This is a genomic window from Mucilaginibacter achroorhodeus, from assembly GCF_007846095.1.
Lineage (GTDB): Bacteria > Bacteroidota > Bacteroidia > Sphingobacteriales > Sphingobacteriaceae > Mucilaginibacter > Mucilaginibacter achroorhodeus.
In genome coordinates, this window is record NZ_VOEI01000011.1 from 1 (window position 1) to 19915 (window position 19915).

At 42.6% G+C, this 19915-nt stretch carries 18 protein-coding genes; 9 read left to right on the top strand and 9 right to left on the bottom strand.

Annotated elements, in window-relative coordinates:
* Positions 1-286: 286 nt before the first annotated feature.
* On the top strand, positions 287-952 hold the full coding sequence (locus FPZ42_RS18960) for a hypothetical protein (protein ID WP_146273448.1): 666 nt from the start codon (positions 287-289) through the stop codon (positions 950-952).
* On the opposite strand, the gene FPZ42_RS18965 is transcribed toward FPZ42_RS18960, so the two are convergent.
* The 3 genes from FPZ42_RS18965 to FPZ42_RS18975 form a co-directional block, all read right to left on the bottom strand.
* Positions 946-1725, bottom strand: coding sequence for a M90 family metallopeptidase (locus tag FPZ42_RS18965; protein ID WP_146273449.1), 780 nt, complete (start codon positions 1723-1725; stop codon positions 946-948). The two genes, FPZ42_RS18960 and FPZ42_RS18965, sit on opposite strands and share 7 nt — an antisense overlap.
* A gap of 206 nt (positions 1726-1931) precedes the next feature.
* Positions 1932-2423, bottom strand: a complete 492-nt coding sequence (locus FPZ42_RS18970; protein ID WP_146273450.1) for a hypothetical protein — start codon at positions 2421-2423, stop codon at positions 1932-1934.
* The gene (locus FPZ42_RS18975; RefSeq protein WP_146273451.1) at positions 2424-3596 is read right to left on the bottom strand and encodes a THUMP domain-containing class I SAM-dependent RNA methyltransferase; all 1173 of its coding nucleotides are present in this window, start codon (positions 3594-3596) and stop codon (positions 2424-2426) included.
* A gap of 84 nt (positions 3597-3680) precedes the next feature.
* Between FPZ42_RS18975 and FPZ42_RS18980 the strand changes: the two genes are divergently transcribed.
* Positions 3681-4043 (top strand): DUF3127 domain-containing protein, encoded by a 363-nt coding sequence (locus FPZ42_RS18980; protein WP_146273452.1) that lies wholly within the window; start codon positions 3681-3683, stop codon positions 4041-4043.
* A 130-nt stretch (positions 4044-4173) separates the two neighbouring features.
* Here the strand turns inward: FPZ42_RS18980 and FPZ42_RS18985 are convergent, their stop codons facing one another.
* Positions 4174-5034: a T9SS type A sorting domain-containing protein gene (locus FPZ42_RS18985; RefSeq protein WP_146273453.1), complete on the bottom strand. Its 861-nt coding sequence runs from the start codon at positions 5032-5034 to the stop codon at positions 4174-4176.
* 132 nt (positions 5035-5166) lie between these two features.
* Between FPZ42_RS18985 and FPZ42_RS18990 the strand changes: the two genes are divergently transcribed.
* A complete protein-coding gene (locus FPZ42_RS18990) occupies positions 5167-6972 on the top strand; it encodes a sensor histidine kinase (protein ID WP_146273454.1) in 1806 nt (601 codons plus the stop codon).
* Positions 6973-7070: 98 nt separating this feature from the next.
* Complete coding sequence (locus FPZ42_RS18995; RefSeq protein ID WP_146273455.1) at positions 7071-7766, top strand: response regulator transcription factor; 696 nt, start codon at positions 7071-7073, stop codon at positions 7764-7766.
* Here the strand turns inward: FPZ42_RS18995 and FPZ42_RS19000 are convergent.
* Positions 7763-8125, bottom strand: a complete 363-nt coding sequence (locus tag FPZ42_RS19000) for a bleomycin resistance protein (protein WP_146273456.1) — start codon at positions 8123-8125, stop codon at positions 7763-7765. The two genes, FPZ42_RS18995 and FPZ42_RS19000, sit on opposite strands and share 4 nt — an antisense overlap.
* 254 nt (positions 8126-8379) lie before the next feature.
* On the opposite strand from FPZ42_RS19000, the gene FPZ42_RS19005 reads away from it, so the two are divergent.
* Both FPZ42_RS19005 and FPZ42_RS19010 read left to right on the top strand, forming a co-directional pair.
* Positions 8380-8958, top strand: a complete 579-nt coding sequence (locus tag FPZ42_RS19005; protein WP_146273457.1) for an outer membrane beta-barrel protein — start codon at positions 8380-8382, stop codon at positions 8956-8958.
* A gap of 158 nt (positions 8959-9116) precedes the next feature.
* Complete coding sequence (locus tag FPZ42_RS19010; protein ID WP_146273458.1) at positions 9117-10682, top strand: M28 family metallopeptidase; 1566 nt, start codon at positions 9117-9119, stop codon at positions 10680-10682.
* A gap of 140 nt (positions 10683-10822) precedes the next feature.
* Here FPZ42_RS19010 and FPZ42_RS19295 read toward each other — a convergent pair whose 3' ends face one another.
* The 3 genes from FPZ42_RS19295 to dxs all read right to left on the bottom strand — a co-directional run bounded on the left by FPZ42_RS19295 (position 10823) and on the right by dxs (position 14135).
* The gene (locus FPZ42_RS19295) at positions 10823-11494 is read right to left on the bottom strand and encodes a DUF4917 family protein (protein ID WP_222431606.1); all 672 of its coding nucleotides are present in this window, start codon (positions 11492-11494) and stop codon (positions 10823-10825) included.
* Entirely contained in the window at positions 11491-11883 is a 393-nt protein-coding gene (locus FPZ42_RS19300; RefSeq protein WP_222431607.1) for a DUF4917 family protein, read from the bottom strand. Before FPZ42_RS19300 ends, FPZ42_RS19295 begins: the two co-directional genes overlap by 4 nt.
* 320 nt (positions 11884-12203) lie before the next feature.
* A complete protein-coding gene (gene dxs, locus FPZ42_RS19020; RefSeq protein ID WP_146273459.1) occupies positions 12204-14135 on the bottom strand; it encodes a 1-deoxy-D-xylulose-5-phosphate synthase in 1932 nt (643 codons plus the stop codon).
* Between the two features lie 128 nt (positions 14136-14263).
* Between dxs and FPZ42_RS19025 the strand changes: the two genes are divergently transcribed.
* From FPZ42_RS19025 to FPZ42_RS19035, 3 genes are all read left to right on the top strand, one after another.
* Positions 14264-15019: a segregation and condensation protein A gene (locus tag FPZ42_RS19025; RefSeq protein WP_146273460.1), complete on the top strand. Its 756-nt coding sequence runs from the start codon at positions 14264-14266 to the stop codon at positions 15017-15019.
* Positions 15020-15236: 217 nt separating this feature from the next.
* Complete coding sequence (glyA, locus tag FPZ42_RS19030) at positions 15237-16514, top strand: serine hydroxymethyltransferase (RefSeq protein WP_146273461.1); 1278 nt, start codon at positions 15237-15239, stop codon at positions 16512-16514.
* Positions 16515-16522: 8 nt separating this feature from the next.
* Entirely contained in the window at positions 16523-19654 is a 3132-nt protein-coding gene (locus FPZ42_RS19035) for a PAS domain S-box protein (protein ID WP_146273462.1), read from the top strand.
* A 124-nt stretch (positions 19655-19778) separates the two neighbouring features.
* On the opposite strand, the gene FPZ42_RS19525 is transcribed toward FPZ42_RS19035, so the two are convergent.
* On the bottom strand, positions 19779-19915 hold a 137-nt coding region (locus FPZ42_RS19525; RefSeq protein WP_146273463.1), incomplete at its 5' end, for an integrase core domain-containing protein.

Genomic DNA, 19915 nt, shown 5'->3' on the forward strand with positions numbered 1-19915 from the left:
CCCGTGTTTGCTTGCTAAGCTACGAAAACTTAATCCGCCCAACTCGCGGTCATGCCTTATCAATAACTCTTTTATACTGTTCATCGTTTACTTTTTTGTGTAAACCTATTTCAGGACAAGACATGCAAAAAATTACCTAAACCTCTTCATCTATCGCCCCGGGGTGCCATCAGCATCCCGGTTGCGTTTGTAATCCCGGTGGGTAGGGATAGTATTCTTTGCCTAATGCTGTTGCGTTTATGCCTACTATTGCGTAATTACAATAGTTAAACCATAACCGCACCTTATGAAACAGTTCTTATTTTTACTTATCCCGGCTTTATTTCTTTTATCCTGTAAAAAAGATAACACCTTGCCCCGTACAGAAACCACAACATCCGGCAGCAAGTGGGGAATCAGGGTAGGGAGTTCGGCAGCCGATGTTTACACACAGCTGCAGGCATCGGCAAAACTGAATAATTTTGAGGATGTTGATGTTATCGGACAAAAGCTAACCTTTAGTAAGCCAGAGGAAGTGCAGCAAAGGTTAAAGTTTTATAGCATGTTAAATGTGCAGAAAGACGCAGACGGTGCGTCAATAGTTTACAATGAATCTAACGTCATAAATATAACTGGCGCAATACCTAAAACTTTAAATAAATGGCCGGAAACAGCTGCCGATGAAATTGCAGTAAGGCAGAACGAGCCGGTGGACAATATCTACAAGAAGCTTTTGGCTATTTACAAATTGCCTGCATATGCAGATTACACCATAACGCTGGCTTATAAATCATTAACAAAAGGCTTTGACCCTGATATGGGCAATTACAATGAGTGGTCGTTCTATATCTTCAAAGATGTGAAACCAGGCCTGAGCGGACGTAATTATGTGCGGCTGATATTTAGCAGCGGAAAACTTAAGCAGATCATAACTGAATACAATGAATTTGAGGTGTACAATACCAATCAATGATTAGCCGGATCCTGCCCGAAAGTTTTGCTCAGAAGATCATAGAGCTCAGGGTGTTTGGCTTGTAATTGATTGGGTTTTTCAAAAAAGTATTCAGAAACCACTGCAAAAAATTCAGCTTCATTAGTAGCACCGTAGGGATCGATGTCTGAATGTCCTTCTTCAATCCTGCTGATCTCTTTGTGCATCATTTGCACCCAGGGCTTTATATTTTCATGCGGAAGGAAACCCTCGGGGATGCCGTCTGTAGCACCGTCGGCTTTGTCCAACAGATGCACAAACTCGTGGATGCCGGTATTTTGCTTGCCGTTATTTTTTGAGAAACCTTTTTGCAATGCCGCGCGCGATAGGATCATCTGCCCGTTCATGTAGCCGCTGCCCACCATGCCCATAATGTTGCGGTCATCGCCACCCTCAAACTGGTAGTCCTTATCAAAGGTGTCGGGGTAGAGCAGAACGTTGGTTACGTTACGGTACGTCCAGTCTTTAAACCTAAAAATTGGTATCACTGCGCTGGCTGCTACCATTATGCGGTCGGTGTCGGTTACTTCAAGGCCTACGCCTTCAATGTTTACGGTATCTAAAAATTGCTCTATCTTATCAATGAAATATGCCTTATCATCTTCAGACAAGTTATTATAATACTCGATATGCTCGGCAAGCAGCACTTTCTGCTTATCGTTCAGAATGGTTTGCGTAAGCGCGCCGCGTTTTCCCTTACGCTGAAAATATAACCAACCCGCAAATACGATAAGAATTATAAAGACGTAAATCATGAGATTTTAAGTAAGTAGGCTAATTATTGTTACTGGTTTGTTGACTCCCCCCGACATCGCTTGCGCTCGTCGACCCTCTCTTCGCTGCGCGAAAAGGGGCAAGGAGTTTTCTTTTACCCTCTTTGATGGTTGCAACAGAGAGGGTGGTCCAGCGTAGCGCAGACTGGATGAGTCACCTATGCGAATAGCTCTTTATCTTTTAGTTCCTATTTCAGATTATAGCTAACACTAACCGTAGGCAACAGGGTAGCATCGTTCAAGGGGATCTGATCTCGTGCTACGATAGGCTTGCGGCGTTTGTAAAACTCGTAGGCAGCCTTCTGTACTTCTGCCACACCTGTTGCAGGTGCGTTATAGCTTATGGAAAAAGGAATAATAAAGTCATGGAACTTCTCTTTATCCGGGATGATCCATTTTTTATTTGATTTTTTTAATGCATCAATAGCCGGCAAAGTTATCAGATAGTCATCAGCATAATAGATCACTATTTTTTGTACTACACCATTTACATCAGCGGTAAATTTAAGTACTGCCGTGCCACTCGCCTTTTTTGCAATAATATCCTGCCCAACAACAAGGCTATCTTTAAAAAAGCGGGTCATGATGGGTGCGCCACCCTGAAAAGGGAAGGCAAGTTCTTTTTGCGCGTGCGCATATACCGATGATAGTACAAACAGTATAACAAGTAATTTCTTCATTTAATCTTCTTTTGGCTGGCGTTTGGTGCCTTCGTAAAGTTCATATTCAAATAAACGGCAATCTAATTTACCATTATAAAATTCTATTTTACGGCTGGCTTTTAAACCTATTTTTTTAGCCAGATCCGGGTTGCCTGTAAAAACATAACCGCGATAGTTAAGGCATTTCTTTTTCAAAAAATCACCTATACGTTTGTAAGTTATCTCCAGTTTAGTATGCGTTCCTAAGCGTTCGCCGTATTCCGGGTTAAACATCACAACGCCACCACCTTCGGGTACCTCCGTAAGTTCGAAATCACAAACGTCAAAATCAATTAAATGTTCTACACCCGCAGTATTTGCATTGCGGCGGGCTATGTCAACAGCATCCTGAGAAATATCTGTAGCGATGATCTTAAAGTTTATTTCTTTTTTGGCTTTATCTTTCAGTTTACGGCGCTCCGTAAAAAATACCTGCTCATCATAACCCATAATGTGCATAAAGCCATAATTCATACGGAATAACCCGGGATGTTTATCGGTAGCCAGCAGGGCGGCCTCAATAGCCAGCGTGCCAGAACCACACATCGGGTTAACAAAATGGCTGTTGCGGTCCCAATTGGTAGATATAATAGTAGATGCCGCTAAAGCCTCTAACATTGGTGCCTTGCCCGGTATTTTACGATAGCTGTGTTTGGCCAGTGTTTCGCCTGATGTATCCAGGAAAACATCTGCCTTATCATCCTGCCAGTACAGGTGTACAACGGCTTTATTTACATCGGCACCGCTGTTTGGGCGTATGCCTTTCTTGTCTTTTATACGGTCAACAATGGCATCCTTAACCTTAACGTTAGCAAATAAAGGTGTGGTGATGTGTTTGTTGTTTACGTTTGATGTTACCGAAAAGTAGCCGGTAAAATCTATCAGTTCTTCCCACTCAATTTTCACCAGCTCGTTATAAAGCTCTTGCGGGTCGGCTGCGTTAAAGCTTTTTAAAAGGTACAGCACCTGGCTTGCGCAGCGCAAATTAAGATTTAAGGGGATGGTATCATTAATAGTGCCTTCTAACTCTACGCCTGTTGAGAAAACGCGTACAGGCGTATATCCAAGGGCCTCAACTTCCTGTTGCAGGTAAGGCGAAATGCGCTTGTTGCAGGTAATAATGATCTTGCTTTTTGTGTGGAAAACTTGCATAATATTTTGCCAAAAATATGAATTAAATACGCCGCTATTTAATTTGAGGTTATTAACTTTACATTTTAATCATTTTCTGAAATTATGGAAGTTAAAGGCAAGGTACATGAAGTATCGGCAACCCAACAGGTTACCGAGTCGTTAAAGAAGAGAGAACTGATCCTCGAGTATATCGAGAACCCACAATATCCTGAGTATTTAAAGTTTGAAGCAATACAAGACCGTTGCAATCTTTTAGACAATGTTAAGGTTGGTGACGATATAGAAGTGTTTTTTAACCTTAAAGGCCGCCCCTGGACTGATAAGACTGGTAAAAAATCATACTTTAATTCTTTACAGTTATGGAAAGTTAATGTGCTTGGCGGTGCAGGTAGCGCATCTTCGCCAGAGTATGCTGCCCCGGCTGACATCAGTTCGGCACCGGATGATGACGATCTGCCATTCTAAGAATTTGCAGTTTTGAGTTTGCAGTTTGCATGCTTGATAAGAAATAAAAAAGCCTTTCTGGATTCAGAAAGGCTTTTTTATTATTAATTGCCGTCGACTTTGGTCAACGGCAATGATGATTTCCTGCAAACTATTCTTTTACAATCTTCTTTAACGCTATTCTGTTCCCCTGCTTCACTTGCAGATAATAAACGCCATTTACCGGCAATGCAAACTTCTTAGTAAAGCTCGTGGCTGATGTTTTATCGGCCCAAACTACGTTGCCGTTACTTGAGGTAAGCTTTAGTTCTTTTGACCCGGCCGGTAAGTTAACCGAGAGAATGGTATTTGCACTGCTGAACTCGTAATTAAGATTAAGCTCTGAAATCTCTAAGTTAGCTTTATCGGTACCTGTTAAGGCTTTCAACTTATCGGCAGGGGCATCACTAACACTATAATTTACATTAGTCGTAATACCGTCCCCATCGGTGCGGCTATAAACAAACGACTGGCTGTTACGGCCGTTCATTGTAAAAGGCTTGTGCCCGGCGCCGTTTGATCTGAAAGTGTTGATCTTAACATCCATTGGTGGCAGATCGTTATCAAAACGATAAGTGAACGCACTATCTGTTTTAAGTCTTTTCAGGCGAACCCGTTTTTGAGTTTTCTCACCATTCGCTGCAACCGGTTCATTGGTTTCAACGGTAACATCCCTTTGGATGGTAATATCCTTGCCATTCTTATTTTCTTTTAAGAGGAATGTAGATTGATTGCCGGGCGCCGGCGGCGGCAGTGGAGGTACGGGTGCATCAGCCATTGCTGCAAGCGCGTCCTTACGCTCGGCTGATGAAAGTTGTTTTATGTTTTTACCATTGATGGTGGTATCTCCATTTGCAATCTTGATATCGATGCTTTTTTGGTTTTGTGCCAGCACCAGCGGAGGTAATCCTAATATGGCTATCAGGCTTAATGAGAAAATGAACTCGAAGCCGGGCTTAACTATCTTTTTCATGTTGTGCTTACAGGTTTGAGTAGCAAATTTATAAAACTGTTGCAAATGAGCTTATTAAATAAAGTGCAATCATTTGTTAAAATTTGTTAAAAGGATTTTACGCGGCATAAAATCAGATATTTTTGTTGTTGCATGAAAAAGAAAAGCATAGCATTGATTATAGGGCTGATGGGGTTTGCGCTATTGGGCGTAGTGGCTATGCAATTATATTTCCTGCGGCAGTCTTACCAAATGCAGTCAGAGTTGTTTAACCAGTCGGTTAACGAGGCACTGAACAGCGTTGTGAACAAGGTATCAAAACAGGATGCCATCAACTTTATCAATGCCAAAACGCAACATACTTTTGCAGTTACTATCAGCGACAAAAAGAATGATATCAGCATCAACGGGCAAAAAATATCTGCCAGGGATTCGGTAACAAGCTTAAAACAAAGCAAACGACAACGTAAGCTGGCTATGCTGCGCGATAGCCTGCGCCGCATGATACTGCACAAAAAGCAGGATGATGAGATAAATGCGCTAATGCAGCAGGGATCTGTAAACCTGCGCATACGGATAGAAGAATATACTGACGAGTTTGGCGACGTGCACGGCCGCTTTATCCCCGAGATTGTAAAGGGCCCAAAACCAGCGAAACGGAAACTGCATAAGTATGATACCCTGTATGCTACTTACATAGATCCTCAATTTGGCAAGCAATTGATCGCTGCACCACAGTTAAACCCCTTATGGGTGCGCGAACAGCAACGTTTGCAAAAAGAACGGCAGTTAGCGCAGATAAGGAAAATGCTTGAGGCAGATTCGTTGGCTAACATGCCCAATAAAGGTAAAACCGCAAACGTTATCGAGAACATAGCAGAAGAATACCGCAAATCTGACGAGCCGTTGTACAAACGCCTTAATGTTTTTTGGATAGACTCCCTATTGCGTTTTGAATTGCATAACCGGGGCATATTTCTGCCATTTAGTTATGAGGTAGCTATGGCTAATAAGGATTCTTTGATCTTTTCTAAGGCTATGGATATGAGTGGCGAAAAACCACAATTCATCCCTGCCAACACCTACCAGAAAACGATATTTAATAACGAATTGCTTACCGATCCTGGTAAGCTGCGGGTTTATTTTCCGCAAAAAGATTCATTGATATTAGGTAACATGAAAGCCACCATGGGCACTACCGCCGGCCTTTTAATGGTGCTGATATTCTGTTTTGGTTATACGATATTCTCTATCATCAAGCAGAAAAAGGTGTCGGAGATGAAGATAGACTTCATCAACAACATGACGCATGAGTTTAAAACGCCTGTATCAACCATTATGATTGCCAGCGAGGCGCTTAAGGATGATGAAATTGCGCAGGATAAGTCGCGGGTATCAAGGCTGGCTAATGTTATTTACGAAGAAAATTTGCGCCTTGGCAGCCATATCGAGAGGGTATTAAACATTGCCCGGATAGAGAAGAACGACTTTAAATTGGATAAGAAGCCGGTTGATGTTAACGATATGATCTCGGTAGTATTGGATAGTATGGCACTTAAGCTGCAAAAACATGAGGCCATTACCAAACTTAACCTTGATGCGGAGAACCCGGTTATCATGGCTGATGAATTGCACCTGAGCAACGTGCTTTATAATCTGATAGATAACGCCGTCAAATACAGTAAAGATGTGCCGGAGATAACCATAAGCACTTATAACAAGAACAACGAACTGGTAATTAAAGTGGCTGATAAAGGCATAGGCATGAGCCGCGACCAGCAATCAAAAATATTTGAACAGTTTTACCGCATACCAACCGGCAACCTGCACGATGTTAAGGGCTTTGGCCTTGGCTTAAGCTACGTTAACACCATCGTTAAGAGATTAGAAGGGGCGATCAGTGTACGATCTGAGAAAGAAAAAGGCTCAGAGTTTGAATTAAAATTTGCTGCAGTGTAACAAGCGCGGAGTCCGCAAGTCCGATAAGTCTGGGAAGTGATTAGCAATATCCATCTTACGGACTTTCAGTCTTACTGTCTTACCGACTAAAAATAACCATGAAGAAAATATTACTTGTTGAGGACGATCCGAATCTTGGTTTATTATTGCAAGACTACCTGCAGCTAAAAGGTAAGTTTGATGTAACCCTGTGTAAAGATGGTGAAGAAGGCCTGAAGGCTTTTACCAAACAACCTTTTGACCTGGTTATTCTTGACGTAATGATGCCCAAGAAGGACGGATTTACCCTTGGTAAAGACATCCGCAAGGTAAACGCCCATGTACCCGTAATATTTGCTACCGCCAAAGCCATGATAGAGGATAAAACGCAGGCATTTAATCTTGGCGGAGACGATTACATCACCAAACCTTTCCGGATAGAAGAATTGCTGCTACGCATAAACGCATTGCTTAAACGTGCGGAAAATGCTGAGAAGAAAGGTGCGGATGATACACCAAGCCAGTTTAAACTCGGTAGCTATAATTTTGATTACACATCGCAATTGATAACCCGTGGTGATGCTATCCAAAAGCTTTCAACCAAAGAAGCGGAATTGTTGCGCCTGCTGTGTCTTAAACGTAACGAAGTGCTTACCCGCGAAGAAGCATTGCTAAACATATGGCATGATGATAATTACTTCAATGGGCGCAGTATGGATGTTTTTTTGAGTAAGATCCGCAAGTATTTAAAAGATGATCCATCGGTAGAGATCATCAACGTGCATGGCCGTGGCTATAAGCTGCTTATCAATTAATCTTCGTCGTATTCCTGTATATCTTCGCCAAAGTGAATGATATTTCCGCTGTTATCCAGAATGCTGAATTGACGCATGCCCCAGGGCATATCTTGCAGGTCGCCGTTTGGATGGAAGATGTTCTTCGGTTTTAACTCCTGATATAGCTTATCAACCTCTGTGACGTTAACGTAGCAGCCTGTTGCTTTCGGTATCTTGGGATCGTCACAAGGCCACAGGTGAATAGATATACCGTCCCTGCTAAATATCAGGTAGCCGTCCCAAGCGGAATGAAATGTAAAGCCAAGTTTTTCTGTATAAAATTTTATGCTCTCTGCTTCATCAAGCGATGCTAATATAGGTACGGCTTTTAGTAGCATATAAAGTTTATATCGCAAAGGTTAATGTATTAAACTTCGTAATTTCTTAAATTTATTGATTTAACAGTAGAGCCATCTAAAATTTTATCGAAATATTTATACTCTTTTTAGTTATATATATGTAACTGTTATACTGTAAGTTACAAAATTATCTCGCAAGGTAATCTTGTAAAGGGTAAGCTTTTATTGTGATTTTAACAGTTGTAACAAACCTGTGGCATGCCTATTGCCTGCACCACCTAAACAACAATCATATGAAAAAGATTACTCTACTATTAGTTTTAGCTGTTGCGTTCGGCATGTCTGCTTCAGCACAGATCCAAAAAGGAAACGTTTTAATGGGTGGTAACCTGTCAAACATCAATTTAGGTTTAGATGACCCAAAAGTTTTCAGTTTTGAAATTACCCCAAAGGCAGCTTGGTTCATTCAGGATAACGTTGCGTTGGGTGGTTACGTAAATTTGGGTATCCAAACTGCTAAAAATACCCCAACCACAACTACTTACGGCGTTGGTGCTTTAGGCCGTTACTACGCAGGTAAAGATACTGAGGTATTGCGCCATGGTCGTTTCTTTGCAGAAGGCACTGTAGGTTTAGGTGGTACTAACGTTAGCGATGGCGGTGGTAAAACAAATGGCTTAAACTTAGGCGTTGGTCCTGGTTTTGCATATTTCATTACGCCAAGCATTGGTTTAGAAACTTTGCTTAAGTATAATGGCTTAGTAGGTTTCGGTAACCAAACTTACCAAAGCAACCTTAACTTATCATTCGGTTTCCAGATCTATCTGCCAGGCAGAAGCACCGTAAGAAAAGTTGAAAGCGACATTAAATAATTAGTTGCATTAACAATTATGGAAGGGGATAACTGCTTTAGCGGTTATCCCCTTCGTCGGTTTAAGGGCTACAGTTGTAACAACTTTGTTAAACCTGGCTTGCACATTTTACGAAGCCAAATAGATAAGTTTGTTACTTAAACTTTAACTGACTCATTATGAAATTAAAACTACTTTACACTGCTTTGGCATTAACCGGTCTAACGGGTACGGCATTAGCACAGGAAACGGTTGACCAGGCCGCCGTTACCAAGATCCGCGAGGAGGGGCTTAACCACTCCAAGGTAATGGAGACCGCTTTTTACCTTACGGATGTATCCGGCCCTCGTTTGGCAAATTCACCGGGTTTAAAACGCGCGCAGGCATGGGCCGTTAACCAATTAAAATCATGGGGATTAAGTAATGCCAAGTTAGAGCCGTGGGGTAAATTTGGTAAGGGCTGGGAGGTGCAAAAAAACTATGCAGCTATAACAGTTCCCTACTACCATGCTATCATTGCTATCCCTAAAGCATGGACACCCGGAACAAACGGCCCTATCAAAAGCGAAGTTGTTCTGGTAAAGGCAGACTCTGTTGCCGACCTTGATAAGTACAAAGGTAAGCTGGTCGGTAAGATCGTGATATTTGATACTAAAAATACCTTAAAACGCTCTGATAAACCTGATTTGGAGCGCTACACTGATGCCCAGCTGGCTGAGATGGCTGCTGCGAAACCACAAGCCCGCGGTGAGCGCCGTGCATTTGATCCTAATAGTCCGCAAATGGCAGCCCGCAGAAAAATGATCGCTATGCGTGCGGCTATGAGCAAGTTTATGGTTGATGAAAAAGTTGGTTTGATACTGGCACAAGGCCGTGGTACGGATGGTACTACCTTTACAACCAACGGTGCATCGTATGCCGATACTGCTAAAGCAGTTGCTCCGGAACTGGAGACCAGTGGTGAGGATTTTCTGCGCATTTTGCGTTTGGTGAAAGCCGGACAAAAGGTGGAGATGGAAGCGGATATCAAAACCCAATTTATTACTGATGACCTGCAAGGATATAATGTAGTTGCCGAAATACCCGGTACAGATAAAAAACTAAAAGACCAAGTGGTAATGATAGGCGGTCACCTGGATTCATGGCATGGTGCTACCGGTGCTACCGATAATGCTGCGGGCAGCGCGGTGATGATGGAAGCTATGCGCATCTTAAAGGCAATTGGCTTTAAACCGAAACGCACATTACGCATCGCCTTGTGGAGTTCAGAAGAGCAGGGCTTGTTTGGTTCACGCGGTTACGTAGCGTCGCATTTTGGTGATCCTAAAACGATGGAATTAAAACCGGAGCAAGCTAAATTGGATGCCTATTACAATTTAGATAATGGTACCGGTAAGATCCGTGGTATTTATTTGCAAGGCGATAGCGCTGCCGGCCCTATCTTCCAAACCTGGTTAAATCCGTTTAAAGACCTTGGCGCCGGTACAGTTACCATCGGCAATACTGGTGGTACCGATCACCTTTCGTTTGATGCTGTTGGTTTGCCGGGCTTCCAGTTCATCCAGGATGCCATGGATTATGGTACCCGTACCCACCACAGCAACCAGGACACCTATGATCGCCTTAGCGAAGATGACCTGAAGCAAGCCGCTACCATCGTAGCATCGTTTGTTTACAACACATCAGAGCGTAAAGATATGATCCCACGCAAAGAGTTGCCAAAAGCGCAACCGGCAAGGAATTAAACAAAAAGGCGATGATTAATCATCGCCTTTTTGTTTACACTTCGTTGTTATAGAGCCCGTCGAACCATTATCGCTTGCACAGGTCTTCGACAAGCTAAAATATAAGTAAGGTTGGTCGCATTTTAGTATTGAACGGATAATTAATAATTATTCCAAATATTTGCTGTTCTCGCGTTGTAAGGAACGACTTTGCACTTGAAGTTTTTTTGAATGTTAAGTATATGCTCGTAATCTTCGTCAGAAAATACGCCAATATAAACACTCCATAACTTGTCTTTAACTTTCTGTCCATTCTTAGTCGCAATGTTAATGGCATCTATAATGTGGGTATCATAATCTCCGAAATTAAATCCAAATGATATAAGAGATCCCTCAATGCCGCACAATTTTTCATAACAAAAATTTAAATACTTATTATGCATTATGTGGGTCAGCTTTTCCAGACCATTGCCAGCAGTTACAAAAATTGGATATTCATTCTTTTCGACTCGGTCTTTAACGTTTTGTAGTAAAAAATGTTCCGTGTCATATTCAACCTTAATTATATTAGTACCTGTGTCAAATATTGGCAGTGTTCCATGTAAATAAAACACCGATTGTTCGTCTTTATGCTTTCCCCATCGCAACTCTGAATATTCAAAATCTTCCTTCGGAATATAGTCGTCTGTGTTAAGATCTGTTTCCAAATCTCTTCCGAAACCGTCCACTGCGTTTTTTGCTTCATTTCTCATCAACACCCAGTAAGCAAGTAAATCATAGTTTGTGGAGAATACATAACCGCCATAACCCAAGTATTCTTGTAAGAATTTCAAGCAAGATTGACTTTGTTCCTGTGGAATTTAAAAACATGTTCCGGGTGGAGCTCCTTTACTGCATCAATTAAACTCGTTTTCAATTTATTACTTACCACCTTAATTTTCTCTACTAAAGATTTATCATCGCTAAAGATATTCGCTATTTCACAGAAGTTATCTAACTGTTGCATTATCAATTCGAAATTCTTGGTGTTGAGCTTTTCAAAAAGACTATTTATTAATGGGTCGCCTGTATTTTCTATAAACTTGCTCAAAGCGTTATAAGAAAATATTTTGCTATCATAAGCCATACTAAAGCCATTACCAAAAAGTAGGTGTTTTTTTCGATTTTTCTGTTTTAAAGTTTTTACGACAGCGTCATAAGTTAAAAGGCTATCAATTTTCATGGAAGGAGTATATTTAAGGTTTAGTGTTTTAAATATACAACTATTCGTTAAATTTTAATATTATAGACTTTAGACTTCCTCATCACTGGTCGAAGTTTTTAACTTCGACCTAAAATGACTCAAGGATCCTCCTTGAGTGTTAAGCTGAAAGCTTAACGTATTCTGGGTCTAAGTTGAAAACTTAGACCAGTTAAAGAAATCCTCTACGGTCGATACTTACAGCGCAGAAGATTTCTCCTCGCTGTCACTCGTTCGAAATGACAATGAAGATAAAAGGCAGTAAACAAGAAGAGCGATGAATATTCATCGCTCTTCTTGTTTTATGAAGCTATTGTCTGGTGTGTTTCTCGTTTGATACCGTGCTTTTTAACGCGGGCGGCTATTGCTACCGCGTCGTATCCGCACTCGGCCCATAGCTCCGGTTGTTCACCATGTTCTATAAATTCATCAGGTATACCTAAACGTACTATTTGCGATTTGTAATTATTATCGGCCATAAATTCTAACACTGCAGATCCCATACCACCTTCAAGGCAGCCGTCTTCAACAGTTATCACGTAAGGATATTTCTGGAATACCTCGTGCAGTAAAGCCTCATCAAGCGGTTTCACAAATCGCAAGTCATAGTGCGCCGGGAAGTACCCGTCCATGTGTAACTGCTCAGTGGCTTTTACCGCTTCGTTACCGATGGCGCCGATGCTTAGTATTGCTACTTCTTCGCCATCGCAAATTTTGCGGCCTTTGCCTACTGGTATGGCTTTCATTGGGCGCTGCCAATCTACCATAACGCCATTACCACGTGGGTAGCGTATCACAAAAGGGCCCACATCATCTTGCTGGGCAGTGAACATCAGGTTACGCAGTTCCTCCTCGTTCATCGGTGCCGATATGGTTAGGTTAGGGATACAACGCATATAAGCCAGGTCATAAGCACCATGGTGGGTAGCACCATCTGCACCGGCAAAACCGGCACGGTCAAGGCACATTACCACGTTAAGCTTTTGAATGGCCACATCGTGTATCACCTGGTCGTAAGCCCTTTGCATAAAGCTGGAGTATATGTTACAGAACGGAATTAAACCCTGTGTAGCCAAACCCGCACTAAAAGTAACGGCGTGCTGCTCGGCAATGCCTACGTCAAACGCACGGTTAGGCATGGCTTTCATCATCAGGTTTAATGAACAGCCTGATGGCATGGCCGGCGTAATACCCATAATTTTAGGGTTAGCCTCGGCCAGTTCTATAATGGTATGCCCAAACACATCCTGGTATTTAGGCGGTTGCGGCTTATCGTATTTGGTCTTTTTTATCTCGCCGGTAATCTTGTCAAACAAGCCGGGAGCATGCCATTTGGTCTGGTCTTTTTCGGCCAGCGCATAGCCTTTACCTTTTGTGGTAATGCAATGCAGTAGCTTAGGGCCGGGGATATCGCGCAGATCACGCAGTAATTTTACCAGATGGGTTACATCATGGCCGTCAACCGGGCCAAAATAGCGGAATTTAAGCGCCTCAAAAAAGTTGCTGCGTTTAAGTAAAGTGCCTTTAATGCTCTTCTCGATCTTCTTTGCGATCTTGAAGGCATCAGGCCCCATTGATGAGATCTTAGCCAATACCGTAGCGATATCATCGCGGAAACGGTTGTAAGGCTTTGATGTGGTAATATCAGTAAGGTATTCCTTTAATGCACCCACATTAGGGTCTATCGACATGTTGTTGTCGTTAAGGATCACCAGGATGTTCGAGTTTTCGATGCCGGCATGGTTTAGTGCCTCAAAGGCCATACCTGCAGTCATGGCACCATCGCCAATTACGGCAACGTGCTGCCTGTCTGTTTCGCCTTTATATTGTGAAGCAACAGCCATACCCAAAGCAGCAGAGATAGATGTTGAAGAGTGGCCTACGCCAAAAGTATCAAATGCGCTTTCGCTGCGTTTAGGGAAACCGCTTATGCCGCCGTAAATGCGGTTGGTATGAAAGTTATCTCTGCGGCCAGTTAATATCTTATGGCCATAAGCCTGGTGGCCTACATCCCAAACTAATTGATCGTACGGGGTATTTAAAACGTATTGTAGTGCTACTGTGAGTTCCACAGTTCCTAAGCTGGCAGCAAAGTGGCCACCATTAACGGATACAACGTCAATAATATATTGGCGCAGTTCGTTACAAACTTGTTCAAGCTGGTCTTCTTTTAGTTGCTTAAGATCAGTAGGAAAGTTTATTTGACTTAAAAGTTCACCGGCGGGTACCTGCATTTAATTTTTAGTGACTGTAATATAACTTACAAAGTAAGGTAATTTAATTGGAATATATTAAAGGTAAATATTGTTTTGCTTAATGCGATTTATATTTTTTTATAGCTAAATAGCTGTATTTTTGACAAATGACCGATGATGCGTTTGCTATAAAATTGCCGCAGTTTGAAGGCCCTTTTGACCTGCTGCTGTTTTTTATTGAACGCGATGAACTGGACATTCATGACATCCCCATTGCCCGCATTACCGACGATTTTCTGAATTACATCCACCAGATGACGGTATTGAACATGGAGCTGGCGAGCGAGTTTATCTTTGTTGCCGCTACCCTGATGCGCATAAAAGCCAAAATGCTTTTGCCTCGCCACAACACCGGTGAAGAAGAAAACGAGATGGACACCAAAGAGGGGTTGATCCGAAAACTCATCGAATACAAAAAGTTTAAGGTTTTATGCGATGAACTGCGGCCTTTTGAAGACGAGCGATTTAAACAGGAGAAACGCGGCAACATCAAGGCCGATCTTGAGCAGGTTGAAAAGGTTACCGTGCCAGGCGAAGAACTATCAGAGCTGAACCTGTATAAACTGATGGTGGTTTATAACCGCCTGATGCGTAACTATAACTCCCGCAGCCAGGAAGTGCACCATACCGTTGTGCAATATCCTTACACCATAGAAAAGCAAAAGGAAGCCATTAAACACCTGCTCAGCATCAACAAAAAAATGGACTTTAAACATATTGCCGGCAACAGCGAAAACAAGGTGCATTTTATCTACAATTTTTTAGCCGTGCTTGAAATGCTGCAGCAGGAAGCCATAGAGATTACCATTGGCCTGGGCTTTAATAATTTTTGGATTGAACCGAAGGGTGAAGTAAAAAGTTAAAAGTCATCAGCACGATTGTCATGAATTAAATTTGTCATGCTGAGGTACGAAGCATCTTCCAGCGTTCTCTTTATTCTGAAAGATTCTTCGCTGTCTCTCAGAATGACAGGTTTTTTAAACTATCGGCAAACTCTACAAATCAAGTAGTCAATCTCAAATCTCATATCTCAAATCTCACATCAAATCTCTAACTTAGCCGCGTTTTTAAAACACAATAATGAAAAGAGACAAATTAATATTCAAGCTATTAGAAGAAGAGCAGCAGCGCCAGGAAGAAGGCATTGAGCTTATCGCATCAGAGAACTTTGTTAGTCGCCAGGTAATGGAAGCGGCAGGTTCTGTGGCTACCAACAAATACGCCGAAGGTTTGCCGGGCAAACGCTATTACGGTGGTTGTGAGGTAGTTGATGAGATAGAGGCCATTGCCATTGAGCGCGCTAAGCAACTTTTTAATGCAGAGTGGGTCAACGTGCAGCCACACTCTGGTGCACAGGCCAACGCTGCGGTAATGCTTGCGGTACTTAATGCCGGCGATAAAATATTAGGTTTTGATCTTTCGCACGGTGGTCACCTAACCCACGGTTCATCGGTAAACTTTTCAGGTAAATTATACGAACCGCATTTTTATGGTGTGGTAAAAGAAACAGGCTTAATTGATTATGAACAATTAGAGCGTGTTGCTTTAGAGCAAAAACCAAAACTGATCATCTGTGGTGCATCAGCATACTCACGCGATTGGGATTATGCTTTTATCCGCAGCGTTGCAGATAAAGTTGGCGCTTTGGTACTGGCAGATATTTCGCACCCGGCAGGTTTAATTGCCCGCGGTTTGCTTACAGATCCGCTACCGCATTGCCATATTGTAACTACAACAACCCACAAAACCTTACGCGGCCCTCGGGGCGGTTTAATTATGATGGGTAAGGATTTTGAAAACCCATGGGGCTTAAAAACACCAAAAGGCGAAGTAAAAATGATGTCGTCTTTGCTGGATATGGCTGTATTCCCCGGTACGCAGGGTGGCCCGTTAGAGCACATTATTGCTGCTAAGGCAGTTGCCTTTGGCGAGGCTTTGTCTGATAGCTACATGAAATACATTACGCAGGTTAAACTTAACGGTGCAGCAATGGCAAAGGCTTTAGTTGCCCGTGGTTACGAGATCATATCAGGCGGTACCGATAACCACCTGATGCTGATAGACCTGCGCAACAAAAACATTACAGGTAAAGCTGCAGAAAAGGCTTTGGTGAGTGCAGATATCACGGCTAACAAAAACATGGTGCCGTTTGATGATAAATCGCCGTTTGTAACATCAGGTATCCGTTTGGGTACAGCTGCCATTACAACCCGTGGATTAAAAGAAAAACACATGCAAACAATTGTTGAGCTGATAGATGCTGTAATTGTTGACCCTGAAAATGAAACATCTATAAAGAAAATCCGTAAAAAGGTTCATAAATTGATGGAAGATTTCCCGTTGTACCGGGAGGACTAACCTAAATAATGAGCAAAACGGATTTACAGCATCCTACAGAAATTGAAGACCGGCGTTTAGCCGCCCTAAATTCTTACGATGTTTTAGATACGCTGCCCGAAAAAGAATTTGATGCCATTACCCGCCTGGCATCCTTTATATGCCAGGCGCCATTGGCCTTTATCACTTTCATAGATGATAAAAGGCAATGGTTTAAATCAAAGGTTGGCTACGATATAGATTCCGTTCCACTGCAGGATGCCTTTTGCAGGCATACTATCCTTAGTGATGATCTGGTTGAGGTACCGGATGCTACCCAAAACGAATTATTTTGTGAAACAGAACAGGTAAAAGGCGCTTTCGCCATTCGCTTTTATGCCAGTGCCCCATTGATAGATCCGGATGGTTACCGCATTGGTACGCTCTGCGTTTTTGACCAAAAGCCCAAACACCTTACCGCTGAACAGCGCGATGCTATGCTAACGCTGGCAAGTGAGGTTATGTCGCATCTGATCTTACGAAAGCAAAAAAGAGAGCTTGAGCAAAGCCTTGATATGCACCGGCAATACTCAACGCTGTTCAATAGCTCGGCAGACATCCATTTGATCGCTGGCAGCACATCTGCAATAGAATATATAAATGATGCTGTTACTGATATTTTAGGTTATACGCCGCAGCAAACCACGGGCAGGTCGCTATGGGATTTTGTGGTAGGAGAAGACCGTGAAAAATATAGGCATCTGATAGAGGAAGCCATCAGCTCACAAAAATCTTTTGAGCTTGAAACACGAACAAACACGCAAAGTGGCGAGATACGGCAAATAAGCTGGACAGCCGTTTACAAAGCCGGTAAATGGTATGGTAGCGGCAGGGATATTACCTATCAGCAGAAACTGGTAGACGAAACCCGCCAGCAATCGTTAGTTGCCAGTAAGATCAAAAATGGCGTGGTCATCAGCAATGCTGATGACAAAGTGGTTTGGATAAACGAAGCCTTTGAAAATATAACCGGTTACAATTTTGATGATCTAAAGGGGAAGTTTTTAGGCGAAGTAGTACAGGGTAAACCTGTTGATGCCGAAAGCGAACGCCAGCTATTGGAAGCGCGGGCTAAAAACCAACCTTACGAGGTTGAGTTATCCATGCAAAGTAAGCTTGGCGGTCCGCTATGGATACTGGTAAACAACTCGCCGGTTTATGCAGAAGATGGCTCTGTAGAAAAATACATCCGGGTTATAACCGATATAACCAAGCGCAAGCAGGCTGAGCAGAATGTGCAGATTTTATCCTTTGCGGCCCGCAAATCGCCAAGTGGTATATTTATACGTGATGCCGAGGGACATATCATCTGGATGAACGAGGCTATGGAAGGGATTATCGGTTACAGCCTTGCCGATCTTAAAGACCATACCGTAGGCACCCTGTTGATAGGTGAAGAGACCAACCTTGAAGTTTTCCAAAGCGCAGTGGAAGCAGTTAAGGCCAAACGTTCTTACGAGATCGAAATAAAGATATACCGTAAAGATGGCGCCACCGCATGGGTATATATCTCTAATAGCATGCTGTTTAACGATGAGGGGGATGTAGAGCGTCAGATAGGTGTAATGGTAGACATTACCGAACGCAAAAAGAAAGATGAGCAGCTAAAAATGCTATCGCTGGTGGCCAGCAAAACTAATAGCGGTGTTGTTATTAATAACGCCGATGGGCAGGTAGAATGGGTAAACAGTGCATTTGAAAAAATAACAGGCTACACCCTTGCCGACGTACAGGGAAAACACCTGGGCGATTCTTTAAAGGGCGAATTAACCGATGTATCTATCATCGAAAAAGCGCGCGAGCTCTCTGCCCAAAAGCAATCTTTTGATGTTGACCTGCTGATCTACCGTAAAGATGGCGAACCGCTTTGGATAACTGTTATTAATTCCGTTGTGACCGATGATGAGGGGAAAGTTGAACGCTACATCGAGTCGATAATTGATATCACCGCTAAAAAGAAAGCCGAGTTAGAACTGATCGCTGCTAAGGAAGAGGCATTGCAACTGAGCCGGGCAAAGGATATTTTTATGGGAGTAATGAGCCATGAAATTCGCACCCCGCTAAATGCAGTGATAGGCATGTCGCACTTGTTGGCAGAAGACAAATCCTCCGAATCGCAGAAAGAGAATTTAGAAGTGCTCAGATTTTCTGCAGAGAATCTGATGACCTTAATTAACGATGTGCTTGATTTCACCAAAATTGAAACCGGCAATATAGAGTTGGAAAGGGCAAGTGTAGACTTGCGCGAGATGCTGCAAAGCATTATTGCGTCTATGCGCTACAAGGCCCAGGAAAAAGGCATAACGCTAACCAGCAATATTGAAAATACCGTACCCGACAGGATCATTGGCGACAGGGCACGCCTTGTTCAAATATTATTGAATTTGGTAGGTAATTCTGTTAAATTTACAAGCCGTGGCGGTGTAAGTATTGATCTGAAAGTTATAGAACAAAACAGCAATACCGTCCGCATCAGGTTTGCTGTTGCTGACACCGGCATAGGTATCGCAAAAGATAAGCAAAGTACTATATTTGAGTCGTTTAAGCAGGCCGAAATGGATACCACCCGCAAGTATGGTGGCACAGGCCTGGGATTAGCAATAAGCAAGCGTTTAATAGAGCTGCACGATTCGCGCATTAATGTTGACAGCGCGGTGGGTGAGGGCTCAACCTTCTGGTTTACAATTACTTTTGATAAGGTTGTTGACCATAAGAATAACAAGATAGATAAGGTGAATACAAATTTAAATGTGAATGTTTTAGTGGTTGATGATAACCAGATCAACCGTTTGCTTATCAATAAGGTGCTTAAAAAGTGGGGCGCCACTGCCGATTTCGCCGAGAATGGCCAGGAAGCAATTGATAAGCTGGAGCAACACAGAAATTTTGATGTTGTATTAATGGATATTCACATGCCTGTGATGGGTGGCCTTGAAGCTACCGGATTGATCCGTAAAAAAGACGAACCTTATTTTCAAAATCTGCCGATAATTGCCCTTACAGCTTCAATGCTTAGCAACCAAATGGGTGAGATAGAAAGCGCCGGCATGAACGATTACATCCTTAAGCCATTTGACCCGGCAAGCCTGCACGAGAAACTAAGCAGGTATCAGAAACAGTAAGTTTTTTGAGATTAGAGATTTGTGGTTAGAGATTAGGCTACTCTGCGCTTGCCCTCATTGCGCGGAGTGAAAAAAGCTATGTCATTGCTGTAAGGGTTAGGTAATTCGGTAACAGAATCAGGTATTATTTTTTGTTGTTTAGGGTAGCCATATCAATAGGTTTCTTTCCACCGATACCCTGATGAGGTCTTTCCCAGTTATAGTACATGAGGTATTTAAGCAGTTCATCTTCCAGCTCCTGGAGGCTATCGAAGTCTGTAT